16 protein-coding genes are annotated in these 21,189 nt (G+C 60.8%); 12 read left to right on the top strand and 4 right to left on the bottom strand.

The window, feature by feature from the left end; genetic code table 11:
* Positions 1–334: 334 nt before the first annotated feature.
* A complete protein-coding gene (locus GNZ12_RS09525) occupies positions 335–1,240 on the bottom strand; it encodes a LysR family transcriptional regulator (RefSeq protein WP_172310104.1) in 906 nt (301 codons plus the stop codon).
* A gap of 99 nt (positions 1,241–1,339) precedes the next feature.
* Between GNZ12_RS09525 and GNZ12_RS09520 the strand changes: the two genes are divergently transcribed.
* From GNZ12_RS09520 to GNZ12_RS09510, 3 genes are read left to right on the top strand one after another with little or no spacing between them, the layout of a single operon-like run.
* A complete protein-coding gene (locus tag GNZ12_RS09520) occupies positions 1,340–2,644 on the top strand; it encodes a CitMHS family transporter (protein WP_172310103.1) in 1,305 nt (434 codons plus the stop codon).
* 33 nt (positions 2,645–2,677) lie between these two features.
* Complete coding sequence (locus GNZ12_RS09515) at positions 2,678–4,036, top strand: acyclic terpene utilization AtuA family protein (protein WP_172310102.1); 1,359 nt, start codon at positions 2,678–2,680, stop codon at positions 4,034–4,036.
* A gap of 1 nt (position 4,037) precedes the next feature.
* Positions 4,038–4,373 carry an AtuA-related protein gene (locus GNZ12_RS09510; RefSeq protein ID WP_172310101.1) on the top strand — a complete coding sequence of 112 codons (336 nt, stop codon included), beginning with the start codon at positions 4,038–4,040 and terminating at the stop codon, positions 4,371–4,373.
* 138 nt (positions 4,374–4,511) lie between these two features.
* Here GNZ12_RS09510 and GNZ12_RS09505 read toward each other — a convergent pair whose 3' ends face one another.
* Positions 4,512–5,222, bottom strand: coding sequence for a FadR/GntR family transcriptional regulator (locus tag GNZ12_RS09505; RefSeq protein ID WP_172310100.1), 711 nt, complete (start codon positions 5,220–5,222; stop codon positions 4,512–4,514).
* Between the two features lie 439 nt (positions 5,223–5,661).
* On the opposite strand from GNZ12_RS09505, the gene GNZ12_RS09500 reads away from it, so the two are divergent.
* The 3 genes from GNZ12_RS09500 (at position 5,662) to kdgD (ending at position 9,464) form a co-directional block, all read left to right on the top strand.
* Positions 5,662–6,993 (top strand): MFS transporter, encoded by a 1,332-nt coding sequence (locus tag GNZ12_RS09500; RefSeq protein WP_172310099.1) that lies wholly within the window; start codon positions 5,662–5,664, stop codon positions 6,991–6,993.
* A 125-nt stretch (positions 6,994–7,118) separates the two neighbouring features.
* Positions 7,119–8,468 (top strand): glucarate dehydratase, encoded by a 1,350-nt coding sequence (gudD, locus tag GNZ12_RS09495; RefSeq protein ID WP_172310098.1) that lies wholly within the window; start codon positions 7,119–7,121, stop codon positions 8,466–8,468.
* A gap of 78 nt (positions 8,469–8,546) precedes the next feature.
* Positions 8,547–9,464 (top strand): 5-dehydro-4-deoxyglucarate dehydratase, encoded by a 918-nt coding sequence (gene kdgD, locus GNZ12_RS09490; RefSeq protein WP_172310097.1) that lies wholly within the window; start codon positions 8,547–8,549, stop codon positions 9,462–9,464.
* A 140-nt stretch (positions 9,465–9,604) separates the two neighbouring features.
* Here the strand turns inward: kdgD and GNZ12_RS09485 are convergent, their stop codons facing one another.
* The gene (locus GNZ12_RS09485; RefSeq protein WP_172310096.1) at positions 9,605–11,113 is read right to left on the bottom strand and encodes an MFS transporter; all 1,509 of its coding nucleotides are present in this window, start codon (positions 11,111–11,113) and stop codon (positions 9,605–9,607) included.
* A 428-nt stretch (positions 11,114–11,541) separates the two neighbouring features.
* Between GNZ12_RS09485 and GNZ12_RS09480 the strand changes: the two genes are divergently transcribed.
* Together GNZ12_RS09480 and GNZ12_RS09475 are read left to right on the top strand one after the other, a co-directional pair.
* A complete protein-coding gene (locus tag GNZ12_RS09480) occupies positions 11,542–12,336 on the top strand; it encodes a substrate-binding periplasmic protein (RefSeq protein ID WP_172310095.1) in 795 nt (264 codons plus the stop codon).
* Positions 12,333–15,131 (top strand): bifunctional diguanylate cyclase/phosphodiesterase, encoded by a 2,799-nt coding sequence (locus GNZ12_RS09475; protein WP_172310094.1) that lies wholly within the window; start codon positions 12,333–12,335, stop codon positions 15,129–15,131. Before GNZ12_RS09480 ends, GNZ12_RS09475 begins: the two co-directional genes overlap by 4 nt.
* A 33-nt stretch (positions 15,132–15,164) precedes the next feature.
* Here the strand turns inward: GNZ12_RS09475 and GNZ12_RS09470 are convergent, their stop codons facing one another.
* Complete coding sequence (locus GNZ12_RS09470; RefSeq protein WP_172310093.1) at positions 15,165–15,842, bottom strand: FadR/GntR family transcriptional regulator; 678 nt, start codon at positions 15,840–15,842, stop codon at positions 15,165–15,167.
* A 225-nt stretch (positions 15,843–16,067) separates the two neighbouring features.
* Here GNZ12_RS09470 and GNZ12_RS09465 point away from each other — a divergent pair, with 225 nt between their 5' ends.
* Genes GNZ12_RS09465 through GNZ12_RS09450 form a run of 4 tightly spaced genes read left to right on the top strand, consistent with a single transcriptional unit; the run spans position 16,068 to position 21,155 of the window.
* Entirely contained in the window at positions 16,068–17,852 is a 1,785-nt protein-coding gene (locus tag GNZ12_RS09465; RefSeq protein ID WP_172310092.1) for a gamma-glutamyltransferase family protein, read from the top strand.
* Positions 17,853–17,900: 48 nt separating this feature from the next.
* The gene (locus GNZ12_RS09460; RefSeq protein ID WP_172310091.1) at positions 17,901–19,313 is read left to right on the top strand and encodes an MFS transporter; all 1,413 of its coding nucleotides are present in this window, start codon (positions 17,901–17,903) and stop codon (positions 19,311–19,313) included.
* 33 nt (positions 19,314–19,346) lie between these two features.
* The gene (locus GNZ12_RS09455; protein ID WP_172310090.1) at positions 19,347–19,901 is read left to right on the top strand and encodes a GAF domain-containing protein; all 555 of its coding nucleotides are present in this window, start codon (positions 19,347–19,349) and stop codon (positions 19,899–19,901) included.
* Positions 19,902–19,916: 15 nt separating this feature from the next.
* Positions 19,917–21,155, top strand: a complete 1,239-nt coding sequence (locus tag GNZ12_RS09450) for an MFS transporter (protein ID WP_172310089.1) — start codon at positions 19,917–19,919, stop codon at positions 21,153–21,155.
* Positions 21,156–21,189 lie beyond the last annotated feature (34 nt).

The raw sequence follows: 21,189 nt of genomic DNA, 5'->3' as shown, positions 1-21,189 counted from the left end.
TACATGAACACGAATAAAAGCAAAGCATGCGCGAAAAATCAAGGTGATAATGTGAATTACATGGCTACATAGGACTACTAAAAAATTGCCGAACCCTACAACTGATGCGGGTTCCAGCAATTTCAGACGCTAAAGCTGGGACTAAACGGTGGGCGTGCGAATGGAGTAAGGAACGCAAGTGGGAACTCTCGGGACAGCCGATGGCGCAAGGTTAGAACCTGTCCTTTCGACACGTGCCTGACTCCCTTGGGTAGCCGGTTCACCCGGCATGCTGCACGAGACTTTGTTGGTGTCCGGTTGAGTTGTCGATTGAATTATTGAATACGCATAGAGGTCAATCGGACGCTGAAATCTTGCCGAGCTTGTCGATCAACACCGCAACGAAGGTTTCCGTGACGGGCGGCAGGGTCCTGCCGCGCTTCTTGATGAGGGCGATAGGGCGAGTGAACGCGGGATCGTCGACAGGGCGGACCACCAGCTCAGGTTCCGCTCTGACCTCGCGAGCCGACGCCGGCAGGATGGTCACGCCGAGCCCGGCGCGCACCATGGCGACGGCACTCATCATGTAGGTCGGCTCACAGGCGATCTCCGGTGCGCAGTGGGCGTTGGCAAAGGCGCTATCGACCACGGCCCGCACGCTCGTGCCTTGTGCGGTCAACACGAGCGGCACGGCGGCGAGGTCGGCCAGCGTAATGCGGCGGCGCCGTGCCAGCGCGTGGCGCTTCGGAAACACTGCCACCAGGCGGTCGATGCCCGCGTGCAGCACCTCGAAGCTTGGATCGTCCAGTTCGCCACCGGTCAGCCCGAGATCGACCTCCTCATTGCGGACCAGCGTGTTGACCATGCTGGCGACCACGTCGCGCACATGGAAGCTCACACGCGGCACCGCCTTCTTCATCTCCTGCACGAGTTCGGGCAAGACGCTGGCCGCGAAAGTCGGCAGGCACGCGATCCGCACCGTGCCGCTGGTTCCGTCGCCGAGCGCACGCGCGTCGATCAGCACATGTTCCATATCGTGCAGCGACTTCTGCAACAGCGGCAGCAGTTCGCGGCCGGTCGGCGTCAGCGCGACATTGCGGCTGTTGCGATCGAACAGACGCATGCCCACCGTTTCCTCGAGGCGGCGAATCTGTACCGTCAAGGCCGGTTGTGACAGGTGCAACCGTGTCGCCGCACGCGTGAAGCTGCCCGTTTGCGCGACGGCGATGAAGGCGCGGATGTCCCGAAGATTCAGATCCATAATGGTTTGTAATTGCTGCGATCAATTCATTTCAATTGATTTATTGTTGCCTCGAACTTACGCTGGATCGCAGTAAAAAACAACCTTGGAGACAAGCACATGCTGCCATTGCTGGGGCTGGCTACCATCGTCGTGCTGCTCGGCGCGATTCTGTCGAAACGGATGTCGCCGCTCGTGGCGCTCATCATCGTGCCGATTGCGGCGTCGCTTATCGGCGGTTTCGGCTTTCAGACAAGCAAGTTCGTGATCGACGGGCTCAAGAGTCTCGCGCCCGTGGTCGGAATGTTCGTGTTCGCGATTCTTTACTTTGGCACCATCACCGACGCCGGCACGCTCGATCCGATCATCGACCGCATTCTGCGGGCCGTCGGTACGCGGCCCACGCGGATCGTGATGGGCACCACGTTGCTGGCGCTGCTGATTCACCTGGACGGTTCCGGCGCGGTGTGCTTTCTCGTCACGATTCCCGCGATGCTGCCGCTCTACGATCGCCTGAAGATGGACCGGCGCGTGCTGGCCGCGGCCGTGTCGATGGCCGCCGGCATCAATTTTCTGCCGTGGACGGGGCCGATGATCCGCGCATCGGCGTCGTTGCATCTGCCGATTTCGGCCTTGTTCAACCCACTGATCCCCGTGCAGTTGATCGGCCTCGTGTTCGTCTTCGGCATGGCGTTCTGGCTCGGGCGGCGCGAGGAAAAGCGGCTCGGCCTCACCGCCGCGAGCGCTTCCGTGCCGATGCCGCAACGCGAGCTGACGCCCGAGGAGCAAGCCTTGCGCCGGCCGAAAAACTTCTGGTTCAACATTGTCTTGACGCTGGTCGTACTCGGCACGATGGTCGTGATGGGCGAGAAGATTCCGCCGGCGATCATGTTCATGGTCGGGTTGTGCATTGCGCTGATGGTGAACTATCCGAACGTCGACATGCAGCGTAAGCGGATCGACGCTCACGCACGGGCCGCGTTGATGATGGCCGGCATTCTGCTTGCGGCCGGCGTGTTCACCGGCGTGATGCAAGGCAGCGGCATGCTGAAAGCGATGGCGCAGGCAGCGGTCGGCTTCGTGCCGCCCGCGATGGCTGGCCATATCCCCGTCGCGCTCGGGTTGATGTCGATGCCGCTGAGCATGCTGTTCGACCCGGACTCGTTTTACTTCGGCGTACTGCCGGTGATTGCCGAAGTGGCCGGCCAACTCGGTGTGCCCGCTGTGCATGTTGGCCAGGCCGCGCTACTCGGCCAGATGACGACCGGCTTTCCGGTCAGCCCGCTGACGCCGGCGACGTTCCTCGTGGTCGGCCTGTGCGGTATCGATCTCGCCGACCATCAGAAATTCACGTTCCCTCTGCTGTTCGGCGCCTCGATCGTGATGACGATTGCCTGCGTCGTGCTGGGGATATTCCCACTGTGAACTGCACCGCTTGACTGAACGGATGTGACCACCATGATTGTCATTCCACATAGACGACCAGTACGAATCGGCGCGGGCGCGGGATATTCCGGTGACCGCATCGAACCCGCGGTCGAACTGGCGGAACACGGCGCGCTCGACTACCTCGTATTCGAGTGCCTCGCCGAACGCACCATCGCGATCGCGCAGCAGGCGCGCAGCAAAGATACTGAACTCGGCTACGACCCGTTGCTCGAAACGCGCATGAGGGCCGTGCTCCCCGCTGCACTACGCAACGGCGTGCGGATCATCACGAACATGGGCGCGGCCAATCCGCTCGCGGCGGCGCGCAAGACGGCCGAGGTCGCGCGCTCGCTCGGTCTCGGCGACGTGAAGATTGCCGCCGTCACTGGCGACGATGTACTCGACGTCGTGCGGCAAGGGAATTTCCGCTTCGAGGAGTCCGGGGAAAGCGTCGCTTCGTACAAGGAGCGCCTCGTGTCCGCGAATGCGTATCTCGGCGCGGCGGCGATTGTCGAGGCGCTGGCGGCCGGCGCGCAAATCGTCCTGACCGGACGTGTCGCCGATCCGTCGTTGTTCGTCGCGCCGCTGATCCACGAATTCGGCTGGCAGATGGACGACTGGCAGACGCTCGGTCAGGCGACCGTGATCGGCCACCTGCTCGAATGCGCGGGACAAATCACCGGTGGCTATTTTGCCGATCCGGGCTTCAAGGACGTCCCCGATCTCGCGAGGCTCGGCTTTCCCCTCGCCGAAGTCGCGCCGGACGGCGCGGTGGTCATCACCAAGCTCGCGCAGGCCGGCGGGCGGGTGACCGAGGCAACCTGCAAAGAGCAACTGCTCTACGAGATTCACGATCCGCGGCGCTATCTGCAACCGGACGTGGTGGCCGATTTCACCCAGGTGCGTGTCGCGCAGGAAGCACCGGATCGCATTCGCGTGAGCGGCGGACGCGGTACGCCGCGTACCGATACGCTGAAGGTGTCGGTCGCTTACTTCGACGGCTATATCGGCGAAGGGCAGATTTCATACGGGGGGCCCGGTGCGCTGGCGCGGGCCCGGCTTGCACTCGATATCGTGCGGGAGAGGCTTGCCTTGACCGGTGTCGAAACGCGTGAATTGCGCTTCGATCTGATCGGCGTGAATGCGTTGCATGGCGAAACGCTGGCTGGCGGTTACGCCGAGCCTTATGAGGTGCGCGCGCGGGTCGCGGGGCGCACCGAATCGCTGGCGCAAGCCGTGCGGATCGGCAACGAGGTGGAGACGCTTTACACGAACGGCCCGGCGGGCGGTGGCGGCGTCACCAAGTCAGCGCGCGAAGTCGTCGCGGTGCAATCGGTCCTGCTGCCGCGCGAGCATGCCAGGCCGACATTCTCGCTAGTGGAGGCGTGACATGAAACTACGTGAGCTTGCTCATTCGCGGACCGGCGACAAGGGCAATACGCTGAATATCTCTGTCATCTGCTACGACGCAAAGCACTACGAGCATCTGCGAGCGGTGTTGACGCCGGAGCGGGTCAAGGCGCATCTGGGCGACGTGGTGCGTGGCGAGGTCGTGCGTTATGAATTGCCTCACATCGCCGCGTTCAACTTCGTACTCGGCCATGCGCTCGGCGGTGGTGTGACGCGCTCGCTTGCGCTTGATGCGCACGGCAAATCGTTGAGTTCGGCGTTGATGGGGTTGGAGGTGGAGGAGCCGGTTGCGGTTGGACATGCGCCGGCCCATTAGTTCGCTAGCGCGGTCGCTTCTGCGCACCGCTAGCCCGATCTGAAGCCCCGCGTTCAAGCGCCGCGACGGCCATGTCTCGCCCGTGCGCGGCGACAGCGGCGTTCTCCCTGTTCGCTGCCGTGTCGCCGGGCCTTCGGCTCAGCCGCTCGCCTTGCTTAACTCATGCGCACGCCGAAGTCGCTCGCGGCTATTGCTTAAATGCATGCGCATCGCGGCGCGCGCGTCGTCGGCGTCCTGGCGTTCGATGGCCCGATAGATCATCTGATGCTCGCTGAGCACGTTGCGCAGGGTTTCAATATGGTCGAGTGCCGCGATCTCGGCTGAGCCGAGCCGCGTGCGCGGGCTCACCGAGCGGCCGAGCTGACTGAGCACATCGAAAAAGTAGCGGTTACCGCTCGCGCGTGCGATCTGCAGATGAAACTCGATGTCATGCGCTAACGTATCGGTACTTCCTCGCTCGAGTTCGGACTCGAAACGCTCCAGCGCGGCACGAATCTGCTTGAGATTCTGCTCGGTGCGCCGCGCCGCGGCGAGCGCGGCCGAGGCGGCTTCTACGTCGATACGAAATTCGATGATCGCCATGACGTCCAGCATGCTGGACAGGTCGGCCGCGGGCAGTTGCATCGACTGATCCGTGGCCGGCTCCAGAACGAACGTGCCGATGCCATGACGCGTCTCGACCACTTTAGCCGCTTGCAGGCGCGAGATCGCCTCGCGAACCACGGAGCGGCTCACCGAGAGCTGCTTCATCATGGCGACTTCTGTCGGAATGCGATCGCCCGGCCTCAGGGTGCCGCGGCGGATTTCATCGGAAAGGGTGGCCACCACCTTCTCAGTTAGGCTGCTCATTTCTGGGGCTTATTGACTAATCGGCTGGAAATACACACGTTGCGTGTGCGAATGACGTCATGTGACGGTTCGACATAGCCATCATAGCGTCAGTCCGAGTGATCACGACTCGAATCTCGCGCTCCCGGGCGGGTTGAGGTGGCGCGACCGGGGTCACATTCATTATGTTGTCGGACGTCTTATTTTGAGTGGCTATTTTTAATTGGGAAACGTCAAGCTGATCGCTTCTTGCCGGTCTATGTGGCCTGAATATAGCTCGAGTGTGCCTCGAACGGCAGGGTAAACACCTTGTTGGAATCGGTGGAAAGAAGAGGGTAGACTGTCGTCAGACAACGTATCACGCGTTTTGGCACCACTTCGAAACCGGATTGCCGGCCTGCTCGAATGCGCCGCGATGCGTTCGGTCAGGCCGCCGGAGTGACCGGAACAGGAGACAACCTTGACATCTGCTCTCACCCCAGCCGCCGACACGCTCGAGTCCGCGGTCTCGAAGGTCAAGCGGCACGTGCTGCCGCTCTTTCTGATCATGTTCATCGCGAACTATATCGATCGCGTGAACATCGGCTTCGTCAATTCCCACATGCAGACGGATCTGGGCATCGGCGCGGCCGCCTACGGTCTGGGCAGCGGTTTGTTCTTTGTCGGCTACGCGCTGTTCGAGGTGCCGTCGAACGTGTTGATGCAGAAGTACGGCGCGCGCGCCTGGCTGACCCGCATCATGGGCACCTGGGGGCTGGTCGCGGCCGCCATGGCGTTCGTCTGGAACGATACGTCCTTCTACGTGCTGCGATTCCTGCTCGGCATCGCAGAAGCCGGCTTCTTCCCGGGTGTGGTGTTTTACTTCACCCAATGGCTGCCGCAGAAAGACCGCGGCAAGGCTGTGGCGGTTTTTCTCTCGGGCTCCGCACTTGCGTCGGTGCTGTCCGGGCCGATCACTGGCAGCCTGCTGTCCATTCGCGGCTTTGGCCTGCACGGCTGGCAATGGATGTTTCTCATCGAAGGCGGTTTTTCGATCGTGCTGTGCGGCGTCAGCTGGATGCTGCTGAAGTCGCGGATTCGCGATGCGTCGTGGCTGACAACTGAAGAGCAGACCGTGCTCGAAAGCTCGATCGCCGCGGAGCAGGCTGAACGCGAGACGCACGGCGGCGCGCATCTGCCCGCGATGAAACTGCTGAAAGACCCGCAGATTCTTCTATTTTGCTTCCTGTACTTCGCGATTCAATTGACCATTTACGCGGCCACCTTCTGGCTCCCGACGATCATCCGCAAGATGGGTGGACTCTCGGACTTCGAAGTCGGCATGTTCAATACCATCCCGTGGCTCATCGCCATGGTCGCGATGTACTGCTTCGCGGTGTTGTCGGCGAAATGGCGTTTCCAGCAGGCGTGGCTGGCGGTGGCGCTCGTCATCGCGGCGTGCGGGCTGTTCGCCTCGACTTCGGGTAATCCGGTACTGTCGTTTGTGGCCATCTGCTTCTCGGCGATCGGTTTCAAGGCAGCGTCTTCGCTCTTCTGGCCAATCCCGCAGGGTTATCTGGACGCCCGCGTGGCCGCCGCGGTCATCGCGCTGATCAACTCGGTCGGCAACCTCGGCGGATTCTTCGCACCGGCTGCCTTCGGTTATCTGCAGCAGCACACCGGCTCTATCACCGGTGGTCTGTATGCCTTGGGCGTGGCTTCGCTGATCGCGGCGGCGGCCGGCTTCCTGACCCGCAATCGCCGCGTGAACCGCGACGCGCTGCCGGCGTCTTTGCATAGCAAAGCCCACTGACTGGCGAAAATCGTCGACTATGAATAGCGCACTTCCCACTTTCTGTCCGGCACGAGTTCCGAGCGCGCTTATGCAATGCGTGAACTCCCACTCGCTGGCTCACTAACTCAACTGGGCCCAATACCATGTCCACGAACTCATCCCAATCGAACGCTACGCCGATCGTGACCGAACTGCGCGTCGTGCCCGTCGCCGGCCGTGACAGCATGCTGATGAATCTGAGCGGCGCGCATGGCCCGTTCTTCACGCGCAACATCGTCATTCTGCGCGACAGTGCGGGACACACCGGCGTCGGCGAAGTGCCGGGCGGCGAGAGCATCCGCAAGACCATCGACGACGCGCGTCCGTTCGTCGTCGGCCAGTCGATCGGTAATTTGCAAGCTATCCTGAACAAGGCACGCACGCAGTTCGCCGACCGCGACGCCGGCGGGCGCGGTTTGCAGACTTTCGATCTGCGTACCACCATTCACGCGGTGACCGCGCTCGAAGCCGCGCTGCTCGATCTGCTGGGTCAGCATCTGGGCGTGCCCGTCGCGGCCCTGCTCGGCGAAGGCCAGCAACGCGACGAAGTGGAAATGCTCGGTTACCTGTTCTATATCGGCGACCGCAATAAAACCGATCTGCCCTACGCCAGTGGCGCGGAAGGGCGCGACGATTGGGAGCGCGTGCGTACCGAAGAAGCGATGACACCCGAAGCGGTGGTGCGGCTTGCCGAGGCCGCGCAAGCGCGCTATGGCTTCAACGATTTCAAGCTCAAGGGCGGCGTGCTGCCCGGCGACGCCGAAATCGAAGCGGTCACGGCGCTGGCTGAACGCTTCCCCCACGCCCGCGTCACGCTCGACCCGAATGGCGCATGGTCGCTCGCGGAAGCGGTGCGCCTGTGCCGCGACCAGCACGACGTGCTGGCTTATGCGGAAGATCCGTGCGGCGCGGAAAACGGCTACTCGGGCCGCGAGGTGATGGCCGAATTCCGCCGCGCGACCGGTTTGCCGACGGCGACCAACATGATCGCCACCGACTGGCGTCAGATGGGGCACGCCATTCAGTTGCAGTCCGTGGATATTCCGCTTGCCGACCCGCACTTCTGGACCATGCAGGGCTCGGTGCGTGTAGCGCAGATCTGCAACGAGTGGGGCCTCACCTGGGGTTCGCACTCGAACAACCACTTCGACATTTCGCTCGCGATGTTCACGCATGTCGCGGCCGCGGCACCCGGCAAGATCACGGCGATCGACACGCACTGGATCTGGCAGGACGGTCAGCGCCTGACGCGTGAGCCGCTGCAGATCGTCGGCGGCAAGGTCAAGGTGCCTCAGGCTGCCGGTCTCGGTATCGAGCTGGATATGGACGAGATCGAGAAGGCTCACGCGCTGTATCAGCAACATGGCCTCGGCGCACGCGACGACGGCGTAGCCATGCAGTACCTGATTCCGAACTGGAAGTTCGATAACAAACGCCCGTGTCTGGTGCGCTGAGTCTCCCATGATCTGAACCGCGGCCCGTGCGGCCGCTCGCTCTAACCCACAATTCACGCAATTGACGCTATTCACGCTATGACCTCACCTCAAGAACTCAAAGCGATCGTTTCCGAAGGCCTGCTGTCCTTTCCGGTAACCGACTTCGACGAACAAGGCGATTTCCGCGCCGATACCTATGCCGAGCGCCTCGAATGGCTCGCACCGTACGGCGCGACCGCGCTGTTTGCCGCCGGCGGCACGGGCGAATTTTTTTCGCTGACCAAAAGCGACTACACGAACGTGATCCGCACGGCGACCGAGACTTGCAGAGGCAAGGTGCCGATTCTTGCCGGCGCGGGCGGCCCGACGCGCGTGGCGATCGAATACGCACAGGAAGCCGAGCGTCTCGGCGCAAGCGGCGTGCTGCTGATGCCGCACTATCTGACCGAGGCATCGCAGGAAGGGATTGCCGCGCACGTCGAGCAGGTCTGCAAGGCGGTGAAGAACATCGGTGTGATCGTCTACAACCGCGCAAATTCGAAGTTGAATGCGGATATGCTCGAACGTCTCGCGGACCGGTGCCCGAACCTGATCGGCTTCAAGGACGGCGTCGGTGAAATCGAGGCGATGGTGACGATTCGTCGCCGCCTTGGTGACCGCTTCTCGTATCTCGGCGGCTTGCCGACCGCGGAGGTCTACGCCGCGGCTTATAAGGCGCTGGGCGTGCCGGTGTATTCGTCGGCCGTGTTCAACTTCATTCCGAAGACCGCGATGGATTTCTATCGCGCGATTTCAGCCGATGATCATGCGACTGTCGGCAAGCTCATCGACGAATTCTTCCTGCCGTATCTGGCGATCCGCAACCGCCGCCAGGGTTATGCGGTGAGTATCGTGAAGGCCGGCGCGAAGCTGGTTGGCCACAGCGCAGGTCCGGTGCGCGCACCGCTGACCGATCTGACCGAAGATGAAATGGCGCAACTCGACGTGCTGATCAAGAAGCTCGGCGCGCAATAAGCGGCAAAACAAGCGGCAAGACCAGGCGGCCCGCTCGAATCCGCTGCTACCATGCAGTGACGAACGCCTTGCGTTTGTCACTGCCGCCGCAAGCCTGCTGCGATCAACTACCGCGATAAACTATCGCGGTTCTGCCTCCCTCAACTCCGGCGAAACACAACGTGCGAGATGCGCTGCACGAGCAACGCGGCCGCAAGTGCCGCCACCGCCGTCAGCCACACGCCGATATGAATCGACTGCACCAGTGCATCGCGTGCCGTGTCGATCAGTGCCAGCGCATTGAGTCCTGACGGCTTCATATCCGCAATCAGTTTCAGGCGCAACGCTTCGTCGATCAGGATGCGCAGATCGACGAAGCGCGACTGCCATTGCGATACGGCCGGCTCGCCGAGCACGCTCATCGTGCGCGTGACCACGTCGCGGTAGTGATGTTGCACGACGGTTGCCACAATGCTCGTGCCCAGCATCCCACCCACCATCCGCGTGGACTGCAGCAGTGCCGTCGTGATGCCGAAGCGTTCACGCCCGGCAATCTCCTGGCCGAACACATTCAGATTGTTCAGGATGAAACCCAGACCGGTGCCGACGGCCGCCATCGGCAATTCGATCCATATATGCGGTGTTTCCGGATTGGCAAACGCCAGCGCGATCGAGGCGAACAGCAGCAGCGCGAAACCGATCGACAGAATTCGCGTGGGTTTCTTCATATGAATGACGATGCGCGTATTCAGCAGGCTGCCGAGTGCGATGCAGGCGGCAATCGGCGTAGCGAGCAGACCGGCCTGTTGCGGCGACAATCCGAAGCCGCCTTGCAACAGCAGCGGCGCGAAGAAGATCAGCGAGAACATCACGAAGCCGGACAGGAATCCGAGTATGAACAGCGTGACGAGTTGCGGATCCCTGAATAGGTCGAGCGGAATGATCGGATGCGTGGCGCGTTTCTCGCACACCAGCAAGGCGATGGCGCCCACGATCACGAAGGCCGCCAGCGCCAGGTTGCCGGCTGTCAAACCGTCTTTCGGCACTGCTTCGATGAAAGCCTGCAGGCCGCCCAACACGGCGGCGACCAGCGCTGCGCCGAGCCAGTCGATCTTGACCTCGCCTTCGTGCGGACGCCGGAAGTTGGGCAGATGCGCCCAGATGAAATAGAGCGCCGCGGCGCCGACCGGCAGGTTGATCAGGAAGGTGGAGCGCCAACCCCAATGCTCGCTCATCCAGCCACCCAGCGACGGCCCCGCCGCGGTGCCGATCCCGTACGCGGCCGCCATGACCACTTGCCAGCGCACCCGTGCGCGCGGATCGGGGAAGAGGTCTGGGATCGATGCGAACGCCGTGCCCACCATCATCCCGCCGCCGACCCCTTGCAAACCGCGCGCGATTACGAGGAACAGCATGTCGTTCGCGACGCCACAGAGCACCGACGCCACGGTAAACGTGATGACCGCGGCGATCACGAAGCGCTTGCGGCCGAAATAGTCGCCGAGACGGCCGAACACGGGAACGGTCACCACTGACGCCAGCAAGTACGCGCTGGCAATCCATGCGTAGTACTCGAAGCCATGCAGTTCGGCGACGATGGAAGGCAAGGCGGTGCTGACGACGGTCTGGTCGAGGGCGACCAGCATGTTGACGAGGCCGATGCCGAGCATGGCTAGCAGGGCGTTTCGGAAAGGCAGGGCAGTCGCAGTCGGATTCACGGGGCGGGGAGAAAGGGGCTTTTCAAGGTAGGCGCTGCGCGGCAGGACGCGGCTCCGGTCTCGACGACCATTATGTCTTATGGTTGTCTGACATCTCGATCCTGATTATACGGGTTTTCCCTTATTGGTAGTTGTTTTCACGGCAAGAAGTCGTCAGGGGAGCCCTCAAGAACGACCGGGTCGTGTCGATAATGCGTATAGAGGTTTTGTGGAAGAAAATCTGGAACGCTCGCCGCCGATCGAAGACGCATTGAGTCAGTAAAACGTCCCGAAATCTGTGATAAAAATCGGGTGCTTGTAGATAAGCCTGACTGAACCTACCGTCGCGTTGTGATCACGGATAAGAATTTAACTGGGCGTCGTTCCGCTACGGAGGCGTTGTGATTCGAAACTGGCTTGGCGGGGTGTTGTTTGCAGCGTGTTTTGTCAGTCGTGCATTCGCAGGCGGACCGGATTGTTCCCGGCCGTTTACGCTCGGATTGCACGACCACGGCCTGCTCTATTCGCTCGACACCGATAGCGGTATCGACAAAGACTTTGCAGAGGAGTTGATCCGGCGTAGCGGTTGCCAGATCAAGGTCAGTCTGATGTCACGCGCACGGATCTGGAAACTGATCGAGTCGGGCGGGCTCGACTTTAGTCTTTCTGGCATTGCGAATGACGAACGCAATCAATACGCTTCGTTTGCGTGGTACTTCAGCAATAAATACTATCTGCTCGTGCGCAAAGATGCCGGCATCCATAACGTCGCGGATTTCGAACACGATCAACACGCCCAGCTCGGCGTGATCCGCAGTTTTCGCTACAGCGCAACGGCCAACGAACTGGTCGACAGACTGACGTCGGAAAACCGGGTAAGCCTGGCGGGCGGGCTCGAGCCGCTCTACCAGGCACTCATTCTCCGGCAGATCCAGGGCATGATTATCGAGCCCTTCGATTACCCCGCGCTGGACGAGAAAAAGATACGCGACGTGACGACGATCGTTGAGTTCAACGATCCATCGGTGCCGCACGGTCTGATCATGTCGAAGAAAGCGCTCCCGGCCGCCGAACGGGAGAAGTGGCAGGCGTTGGTCGATGAAATGCGTGCTGACGGAACGGTGCGCCGTATCTTCGAAAAGTACTTCAGGCCGGATCTGGCCGATTCCATGGTCAACTTCAAGGCGTCGCCGTGATCCGGGTACGCACTGTCCTGTTGCCGTTGCTGGTTTTATCCGCATCGCTCTGCGTGACCTGGATAGTCTGGAATCACGAACGGCAAGCGACGCGCAACGAGCTGCGCACCCAGTTCAATTACACCATGAGTGATGCGGTAGGCCGCGTCGAACAGCGCATCGCGACCTACGAGCTGATGTTGCGAGGCGTGCAGAGCCTGTTTGCCGCGAACGGAACGATCGACCGCGACAGGTTCCGGCGCTATGTGAGCGCGCTGAATCTTGACGCGAACTTTTCCGGGGTCCACGCCGTCGGTGTGATCGAATGGGTGCCCGCGGCGCGTAAAGCGGCCCATCTAGCGGGCATGCGCCAGAGTGGCATTCCGGACTACACGATTCATCCCGACGGGCTGCGCCAGGATTATGCCCCGATCATTCAGCGCGAGCCCTTTATTGGCCTTGCACGCAGTTCGCCAGGCCTTGACGCCTGGAGCGAACCGGTGCGGCGCTCTGCGATGGAGAAGGCCCGCGACTCCGGCATGGCGGCCCTCTCAGGAAAGGTGCGCCTTGCGATCGGCGCGGAAGCCGACCCTCGGCCAGGGTTCATCATGTACCTGCCGATCTACGCTTATGGCCAGGCGCAGGACAACCTGGTGCAGCGTCGGGCGAACATTATTGGCTGGGTCTATGCGTCGTTCCGTATGCACGATGTGATGGCCAGTCTTTACGGCGAACAGCCACCCGGCGTCTCGCTGGCCATTTACGATGGCGTCGAGCCATTGGAGGCCGCGCTGCTGCATCGCACTTCTGATGCAAACAACCGGCGTGCGCCTGCGCTCATCTCCGCAAACGAATACCTGGTGGTGGACGGGCACGACTGGATGCTCACGATGAGCGCCTCCGACGCGTTTCGATCCCGGTTGGGACGCAATGCGGAGGCGACAATTGCCGGCGCCGGCACGGGGTTGAGTCTGCTGCTGGCGCTTCTGACCTGGCTCATGATGACAGGGCGGGAACGTGCCATGCGACTCGCCTCGGCGATGACGCGGGAGTTGCGCGAAAACGAAGAGAAATTTCGCGCCATTGCCGACTGCACGGTGAACCTGGAGATCTGGTGGGGACCGGACGGCAAACCACGCTGGATCAATCCGTCGGTTGACTACTACACGGGCTACACGGTAGCGGAATGTATGGCGATGCCCGACTTCGCCCGCACGCTCATCCATCCGGAGGATTTTTCGCGCGTTGCGCCGGAATTTAAAAAGGGGCTTCAGGGCTCCCGCGGCGACGATCTCGAGTTTCGTTGCGTGCGCAAGGATGGATCGCTGCTCTGGTTGTCGATCTCCTGGGTTCCGATCAGCAATCAGCGGGGAGACTTCATTGGTTTTCGGACAAGCGGCCGCGATATTACCGAGCGTAAGAAGTCGGAGGAGAAAATCCGCGAACTGGCCTTCTACGATACGTTGACCCGCCTGCCCAATCGCGCGCTTCTTCTGGATCGCCTGAGGCAGTCAATGGTGGCCAGTCAGATGGACCGGGTCTGCGGCGCCTTGATGTTCATCGACCTCGACCACTTCAAAACGCTGAACGATACGCTTGGGCATGACAAAGGCGATTTGCTCCTGCGGCAGGTTGCGAATCGCCTGTCGAGCAGTGTCAATGAGGGAGACACGGTCGCTCGGGTCGGCGGTGACGAGTTCGTTGTGGTGCTGGGCAATCTGAGTCTGGACAAGGCGGCGGCGACAGTGGAAACCGAGGCGGTGGGGGAACGCATTCTCGCCGTGCTGGGGCGCGCCTACGAGCTCAATGGCGTTCAGTTTCGGAGTACCGCCAGCATCGGCGTCACCGTGTTCAATGGCGAGCAGACCTCCACCGACGAGCTGTTCAAGCAGGCCGATCTCGCCATGTATAAATCGAAGGAACGTGGCCGCAATGTCATGTGCTTCTTCGACCCTGCGATGCAGACGGCCGTGCTGAGACGCGCCGAACTGGAGGTGGGATTGCGCCACGCCATTGAGCAGAACCGGATTGTTCTTCACTATCAGGCGCAGGTTGTTGATGGCGATTACATCACCGGTGCGGAAGCGCTGGCGCGCTGGGAGCATCCTGAGCGCGGCCTGATACCCCCGGGTGAGTTTATTCCGCTCGCCGAGGAGTCGGGGCTGATTCTCGAGATGGGGCGCACCGTATTGGCGTCCGCCTGCACTCAACTGGCCCTGTGGGCAGCGCGGCCATCGATGGCGCATATGTCTATCGCTGTGAACGTCAGCGCCCGGCAATTTCGCGAACCTGACTTCGTAGATGGTGTGCTCGCGGTCATCAAGCGGACTGGGGCGAGGGCGGACCGGCTGAAGCTCGAGCTGACCGAGAGTGTGCTTGTTGATAACGTGCAGGACATTATCGAAAAGATGAGCACCCTGCGAGCGCAAGGGGTGACTTTCTCACTGGATGACTTCGGGACGGGATACTCTTCGCTGGCTTACCTGAAACGATTGCCGTTGGACCAGTTAAAGATTGACCGGTCGTTCGTGCGCGACATTCTGGTCGACCCCAACGACGCCGACATCGCGAGAACCATCGTGGCGCTAGCCCGAAGTTTTAACCTGGGTGTCATCGCCGAGGGCGTCGAAACTGAAGCGCAAAGAGATTTTCTTGCAGTAGCCGGATGTCATGCCTATCAAGGTTTCCTCTTTTGCAAGCCGCTTCCGATTCAGGTCTTTGAACAGTTTGTGAGCCGCTTCATTTCCCATGACCGGACGGAAGAGCGGTCGACGGGGCGTGATGAGAGAAACGTGGGTTCAGGTCGGGTCACCTGATCAATCGGTATCGAAGACAGGCGTGCAGGCCCCTCAGTCGTGGCGAAGGGCCGCTTCGTCGCCTTTGGCGGACGCGCGCCACTGAACGCTGAGCAGGTGCTCGCGCATACATCGAGCCGCGGCTTCGCCATCACGCGCCTTCATGGCACTGACGATCTCCTGGTGCTGCTCGGCGAAATAGCTGCGTGTTTCCTGCGCTGACGTCTTCTCGCGTACGTCGGGTTTGACGCGCATCCCGTTGATCACCTCCATCAAGGAGATGAGCGCGGGATTGCGTGTGGCCTGTCCGATCAGCAAATGGAATCGATGATCCCATTGTTGCCACTCGTCATCATTTTTTGCTGCGGCGTTTTTCCGCGCGCATTTTTCAAGTTCCAGCAAATCGTCCCGACTGGCTTTCGTCGCGGCTAGCTGTGCGAGTGCCGGCTCGAACAACAGGCGCATTTCTGCGATGTCTGCCGGACTGGCGCCCGCCCGAAGTCCGCGCAGCGTCGGGGCGAACTTCAACGGTCTCGCACCCAGATAGGTGCCGCGACCGACGCCGCGCCATACACGCCCTGATGCCTCCAGCGAAGCAAGCGACGTACGCAGTTCCCTCCGGCTGACATTGAGGGCTTCAGCGAGCTTTCGTTCAGGAGGCAGTGCATCGCCGTCCTTGAGTTGATGGTCGGCAATATAGTCCAGCAGCCTGTCCAGTATCGAATTTTCCATTGTCCTTTGCGCGAACCAATATTCATTGGTTCAAAATTTACCATAGTCAAACCAACTGGGGTGAGATCCGCCGATTTTTTTGATCTGCTATTGTGTGCGTGATTTCGGGTTAACGCTTGGTGCAACCGGACAACGTTCGCCGTAATCTCTTAGCTTATCAGATTCGTACCAATAGTGATTGGTTCACAAACAACCAATCGTTGGTCATCGCAAAAGGAGTCACACATGTCGTTTACAACCCGCCCGGAGCTGATTGGCACGTTCGGCATGGTGGCCTCCACGCACTGGCTGGCGAGCGCATCAGCGATGGCCATTCTGGAGAAGGGGGGCAATGCGTTCGATGCGGCAGCCGCTGCCGGCTTTGTCCTGCAGATCGTTGAGCCGCATCTGAATGGTCCGGGCGGCGAGCTGCCGGTTGTGTTCTACAGTGCGCGCGAAGAACGTGTTCGCGTTCTGTGCGGGCAGGGCGTGACGCCGGCGGGAATGACGATAGCGCGCATGCGTGAGTTGGGTCTCGAAGTCGTTCCCGGTACGGGGTTGCTGCCTGCCGTAGTGCCAGGCGCATTTGGCGCCTGGATGGTCATGCTGCGCGACTATGGCCAACTGCCGCTCGAGGACGTCCTGAGCTACGCAATCGGTTATGCGGAGAACGGCTATCCGGTTCTCCCACGCATGACGTCGTCGATCCTGGCAATCAAGGATTTCTTCCAGACTGAATGGCCCACTTCGGCTGAGCAATGGCTGCGCAACGGTGACGCACCGATGCCGAACCAACTGTTCGCCAATCCGGCGATTGCGCAGTCGTACAGGCGCATCCTCGAGGAGGCGAATACCCGCAGTGATCGTGCGGAGCAGTGCGAAGTCGCCCGCAAGGTTTTTTATCGCGGATTCGTGGCCGAAGCTATTGACCACTACTTCCGGTCAACTGCTGTTCTCGATACGTCCGGTCAGCGCAATCATGGTCTGCTCAACGCGGATGATCTCGCGCGTTGGGAGCCGTCCTATGAAGATGCGGTTTCATACGACTATGAGGGCTTCCGCGTTCACAAGACTGGCCCTTGGGGCCAGGGACCGATGTTCCTGCAGCAGCTCGCGCTCCTTAAGGGATTCGATCTCAGTGCGATGGACCCGATGGGACCCGATTTCGTGCACACGATAATCGAATGCTCGAAGCTAGCGTTCGCCGATCGCGAGGTCTTTTACGGCGACCCCGCGTTTGCGCATGTGCCCATGGATGTGCTTCTAAGCGACGCCTACAACGACGAACGCCGCCGGTTGATCGATCCCGGCCATGCGTCGTTCGAATTCCGCCCCGGCATGCTGGGCGACAGCGAACAGCGTGCCGCACTGATTATGGCCAATGCGGGAAGGCAGCAGTCCGGCGGCTTCGGCCAGGGCGAACCGACCTTTGCCCCTTTGCCTGAACTACGGGGCGATACGGTTCATCTCGACGTGGTCGATCGCTGGGGCAACATGGTCTCGGCAACACCGTCGGGCGGCTGGCTGCAGGCCTCGCCGGCCGTGCCCGGTCTCGGCTTTAACGTGACCACGCGCGCGCAGATGTTCTGGATGGAGGACGGACTGCCGTCCTCGCTCGGCCCGGGGCGCCGCCCCCGCACGACGCTCTCGCCCACGCTTGTTACCCGCGAGGGCAGGCCCTATGCGGCATTCGGCACGCCGGGCGGCGACCAGCAGGATCAGTGGTCGATCCAGTTGTTCCTCCGGCACGTGCATGCCGGCATGAACTTCCAGGCCGCGGTGGATTCGCCATCGTTCCAGACGGCGCATTTCCCCGGCTCGTTTTATCCGCGTTCGATGCAACTGGGCAAGATGTCCGCCGAGTCTAATTTTCCGGAGCATACGCTTGCCGGATTACGTGCGCGTGGACATGACCTGACCGTGGCCGAGCCCTGGTCGCTGGGCCGCGTGTGCGCGGTCGGGATCAGAAATGGTCTGATGCGTGGCGCAGCTACACCTCGTCAAATGCAGGCATACGCAATCGGGCGATAAGTTTCGCGGCCCAGAAATCGTATCCATTTCCGTCAGGGAGAACATGCCGTGTCTGCTATTGCCGCCCGACTCGAGCGACTGCCGTTATCAGGTTTTCATCGCAAGCTCTTGCTGATCGGTGGGTTGGGGTACATGTTTGACGGACTCGATTCGTCATCGCTTGCTTTCCTGCTCCCCGTCGTGAGCAAGCTATGGCACCTGACGAGTGCCGAGACGGGCCTCGTGGCGAGCAGCACCTACATCGGCTATTTTTTTGGGGCCTTTTTGTCGGGTGTGCTTGCGGATGTGATCGGGCGTCGTCGCATCATGATGAGCGCGCTTGCAATCTATTGCTGTGCGTCGCTCGCGAGCGCGACCGCCACCGACTGGCACACCTTTTTCGCGTTGCGTATCGTCGCGGGTTTCGGATCCGGCGCGGAGACCGTGGTGATCGCACCGTTTCTGGCCGAGTTCGTGCCACGGCGTTACCGGGGCATCTTTTGCGGCGCACTGGTCGGCTTCATGTCGTTCGGCTATCTGGGTTCGTCCATTCTCGGCTTCACCGTCGTGCGTAACTTTGCCGAAGGCTGGCGATATCTGGCGGTGGCGACTTCGCTGCCCGTCGTCATGCTCCTCTGGTGGCGAAGAACTTTGCCCGAATCCCCGCGCTGGCTTGAAAGCCAGGGGCGGGCCGCTGAGGCGGACAGCATCGTGAGCGCAATCGAGTCGTGGTTCGCAGGTAAGGGTATCAGTCTGGTACCCGTTGCATCCCTCGGCACTATGCCTGCATCGGCGCCTGCGAAAGGCAACGCGTTACAGAATGTGCTGACGCTGTGGTCGCCGCGACTGGCGCGTACGACCGCAGTGAGCTGGCTGATGTGGTTCTCGGTCGCGTTCGCGTATTACTCGTTTTTCTCCTGGATTCCGAGCCTGCTCCTCAAGGAGGGACTCACCATGACGAAAAGCTTTGGTTATTCGATCGCGATTTACGGGGCGCAGATTCCTGGCTATTTCTCGGCAGCATGGCTCAATGAACGGCTTGGTCGAAAGGGCGTGGTGGCGTCTTACATGCTGTTGGGCGGAATTGCGGCGATCACGCTGGCGTTTTCCCATACCGGTTTGCAGATCATGGCTGCAGGCATTTTCCTGTCGTTCTTCATGAATGGCGCGTTTGCAGGCGTGTATGCGTACACCCCTGAAGTTTTTCCGACCGCTGTGCGAGCGACCGGCACTGGATCGTCCTCATCTTTCGGCCGAATCGGCTCCGTGAGCGCGCCCATTCTGGTTGGCCTTGTCTATCCGGTGCTCGGATTTCTGGGCGTGTTCGCGATGACCACCACGGTCTTGCTAGTGGGCGCCTGTGTCGTGTTCTTCCTGGGTATCGAGACCCGCAACCGGTCGCTCGAAGATATCGAGGAGGGTGGCGCCGGCCAGCCCCAGGATTTGCACGTCCCGCTCAGCTCGACCGAATTGCGCGGCTGAGTGTGCGTGATTTCTCAACTACACAGACAGATCATGCCAGGCATTCCGATCGATCCAGTCTCGCCAGTCGTGCAAACGCTGGATATTTCAGACCTCGAACGACTAGCAATAGTCATGCGGCTGAGAAACCAACCCATGGAGATTTTCCGTGCGGTTCACGCGTTGGCTGCGAGCGCGATAGGTCTCAGCCTTTTCACGATCATGTCTTATGACGCGCAACGCGAGGAGGTCGAGCGCGTTTATACCAACATGCCGGACGTGTACCCAATAGGAGGCCGTAAGCGAAAACGTGGCACCGCGTGGGCGAACCAGGTATTGCAGGATCTCAAGCCATTTCGCGCGGAGACGACGCAAGGCATCCGGGAGGCGTTCGACGACCACGCGGTGATGACCGGCATGGGACTCGGATCGATACTGAACATTCCGGTCGCATACGACGGGGTATGCGTCGGCACGATGAACATGACACACAAGGAAGGGTGGTACACGGGCAGGCACGAGGAAATGGGCGTGCTGATTGGCGCCTTCCTTGCGCCCGCGCTAATTCAGTGCAACATGATGCACGCCGATAGCGTCGCGCGTCTCTGACGTCACTACGATCAAATGCAGACAAGAACAAGCTTGACCCGATCCGCTGAATCCCAAAACACCTGGGTGCTTGTCTTCGTCCTGGGCTACCTTGCATTACTGGCCGATGGCGCGGACGTGATGATGTACGGCCTGACGCTCACGCGAATCAAGGACGAATTCGGTTTGAGCAATGTCGAAGCGGGGGCGTTGGGCAGCTTGACCCTGGCTGGCATGGCCATTGGCGGCATTCTCGGCGGCTGGGCCAGTGATCGCCTGGGGCGGGTGCGGGTCGTGGTCTGGGCATTGGCGCTCTTTTCGCTGGGAGCGGGATTGCTGGGACTGACCCACAGTTTTCTGGAGTTTGCGGTCGTGCGGTTTATCGGTTCGTTGGGCATCGGTTGCATGGTGCTGGTCTCCACGCTGGTTGCCGAATACGTACCCACGGAGCGGCGCTCACTGATTCTTGGCGTGTTGCAAACCGGCATTTCCGCGGGCTATATCGTTGTCATCTCGCTCAGCAACTGGATTTTGCCGCACTACGGCTGGCGTACGCTCTACTACGTGTCGGCACTTCCTGTACTGCTGGCGCTGGCGATCAAGTTTGCCGTGCCGGAGCCGGCAGCATGGCAGGCGAGCCGCGCAGCCAACCGCAAGGGCGAACGCGGGCATCGCACCAACCGCTACTATCAGATTTTCAGTAATCGGCAGTCGCGAACCTTATTTATTCTGTGGACCTTAGCCTCGTTATTCGCACTGTCCGGATTTTACGGTCTGAACAACTGGTTGCCGACTTACCTGGAAAAAGAACTGCACATCAAATTCGGTGCAATGGCCGGGTACATGATTGGCGCTTATGTGGTTGCCTTCATCGGCAAGATCTTTGCGGGATGGCTGGGTGACCGCTGGAGCCGGCGTGGTGTTTATGTGCTTGGCTGTGTGGGCGCCGCGCTCTTTCTGCCGGTGATCATTTTCTGGCATACGCGCGACAACATTGCGTACCTGATGCTTGTCTTCGGGTTTTTGTATGGTGTGCCGCTGGGAACGATCGGCACCTTCATGTCCGAGAGTTTCGCTACGGCTGTCCGCGGGACAGCCGTGGGCGGCTCCTATAACATCGGCCGCTTTTGCTCGGGCGCGGCGCCCATCCTTATCGGCTACATTGCCACCCAGTTCTCCATCGGCATTGGATTTCTCGTGGTCGGCGGCGTGTTCTTTCTAAGTGGTGTAACCGCGTTTTTTATTCCGGACCGGTTGTATGACACGCAGCGTTAGTCCATGCAAAGGGACGGACTAACCGGCGACTCGT

Source organism: Paraburkholderia solitsugae, assembly GCF_013177695.1.
GTDB classification, from domain to species: Bacteria; Pseudomonadota; Gammaproteobacteria; order Burkholderiales; family Burkholderiaceae; genus Paraburkholderia; species Paraburkholderia solitsugae.
Note: the sequence above shows the minus strand (reverse complement) of the source record. Positions and strands in the feature narration are given on the sequence as shown.

What these genes read in the sequence shown, in the direction of transcription:
- GNZ12_RS09525 (WP_172310104.1), bottom strand. Translation starts at nt 1,240, where the DNA reads ATGGATCTGAATCTTCGGGACATCCGCGCCTTCATCGCCGTCGCGCAA.
- GNZ12_RS09520 (WP_172310103.1), top strand. Translation starts at nt 1,340, where the DNA reads ATGCTGCCATTGCTGGGGCTGGCTACCATCGTCGTGCTGCTCGGCGCG.
- GNZ12_RS09515 (WP_172310102.1), top strand. Translation starts at nt 2,678, where the DNA reads ATGATTGTCATTCCACATAGACGACCAGTACGAATCGGCGCGGGCGCG.
- GNZ12_RS09510 (WP_172310101.1), top strand. Translation starts at nt 4,038, where the DNA reads ATGAAACTACGTGAGCTTGCTCATTCGCGGACCGGCGACAAGGGCAAT.
- GNZ12_RS09505 (WP_172310100.1), bottom strand. Translation starts at nt 5,222, where the DNA reads ATGAGCAGCCTAACTGAGAAGGTGGTGGCCACCCTTTCCGATGAAATC.
- gudD (WP_172310098.1), top strand. Translation starts at nt 7,119, where the DNA reads ATGTCCACGAACTCATCCCAATCGAACGCTACGCCGATCGTGACCGAA.
- kdgD (WP_172310097.1), top strand. Translation starts at nt 8,547, where the DNA reads ATGACCTCACCTCAAGAACTCAAAGCGATCGTTTCCGAAGGCCTGCTG.
- GNZ12_RS09485 (WP_172310096.1), bottom strand. Translation starts at nt 11,113, where the DNA reads ATGCTCGGCATCGGCCTCGTCAACATGCTGGTCGCCCTCGACCAGACC.
- GNZ12_RS09470 (WP_172310093.1), bottom strand. Translation starts at nt 15,842, where the DNA reads ATGGAAAATTCGATACTGGACAGGCTGCTGGACTATATTGCCGACCAT.
- GNZ12_RS09465 (WP_172310092.1), top strand. Translation starts at nt 16,068, where the DNA reads ATGTCGTTTACAACCCGCCCGGAGCTGATTGGCACGTTCGGCATGGTG.
- GNZ12_RS09455 (WP_172310090.1), top strand. Translation starts at nt 19,347, where the DNA reads ATGCCAGGCATTCCGATCGATCCAGTCTCGCCAGTCGTGCAAACGCTG.
- GNZ12_RS09450 (WP_172310089.1), top strand. Translation starts at nt 19,917, where the DNA reads ATGCAGACAAGAACAAGCTTGACCCGATCCGCTGAATCCCAAAACACC.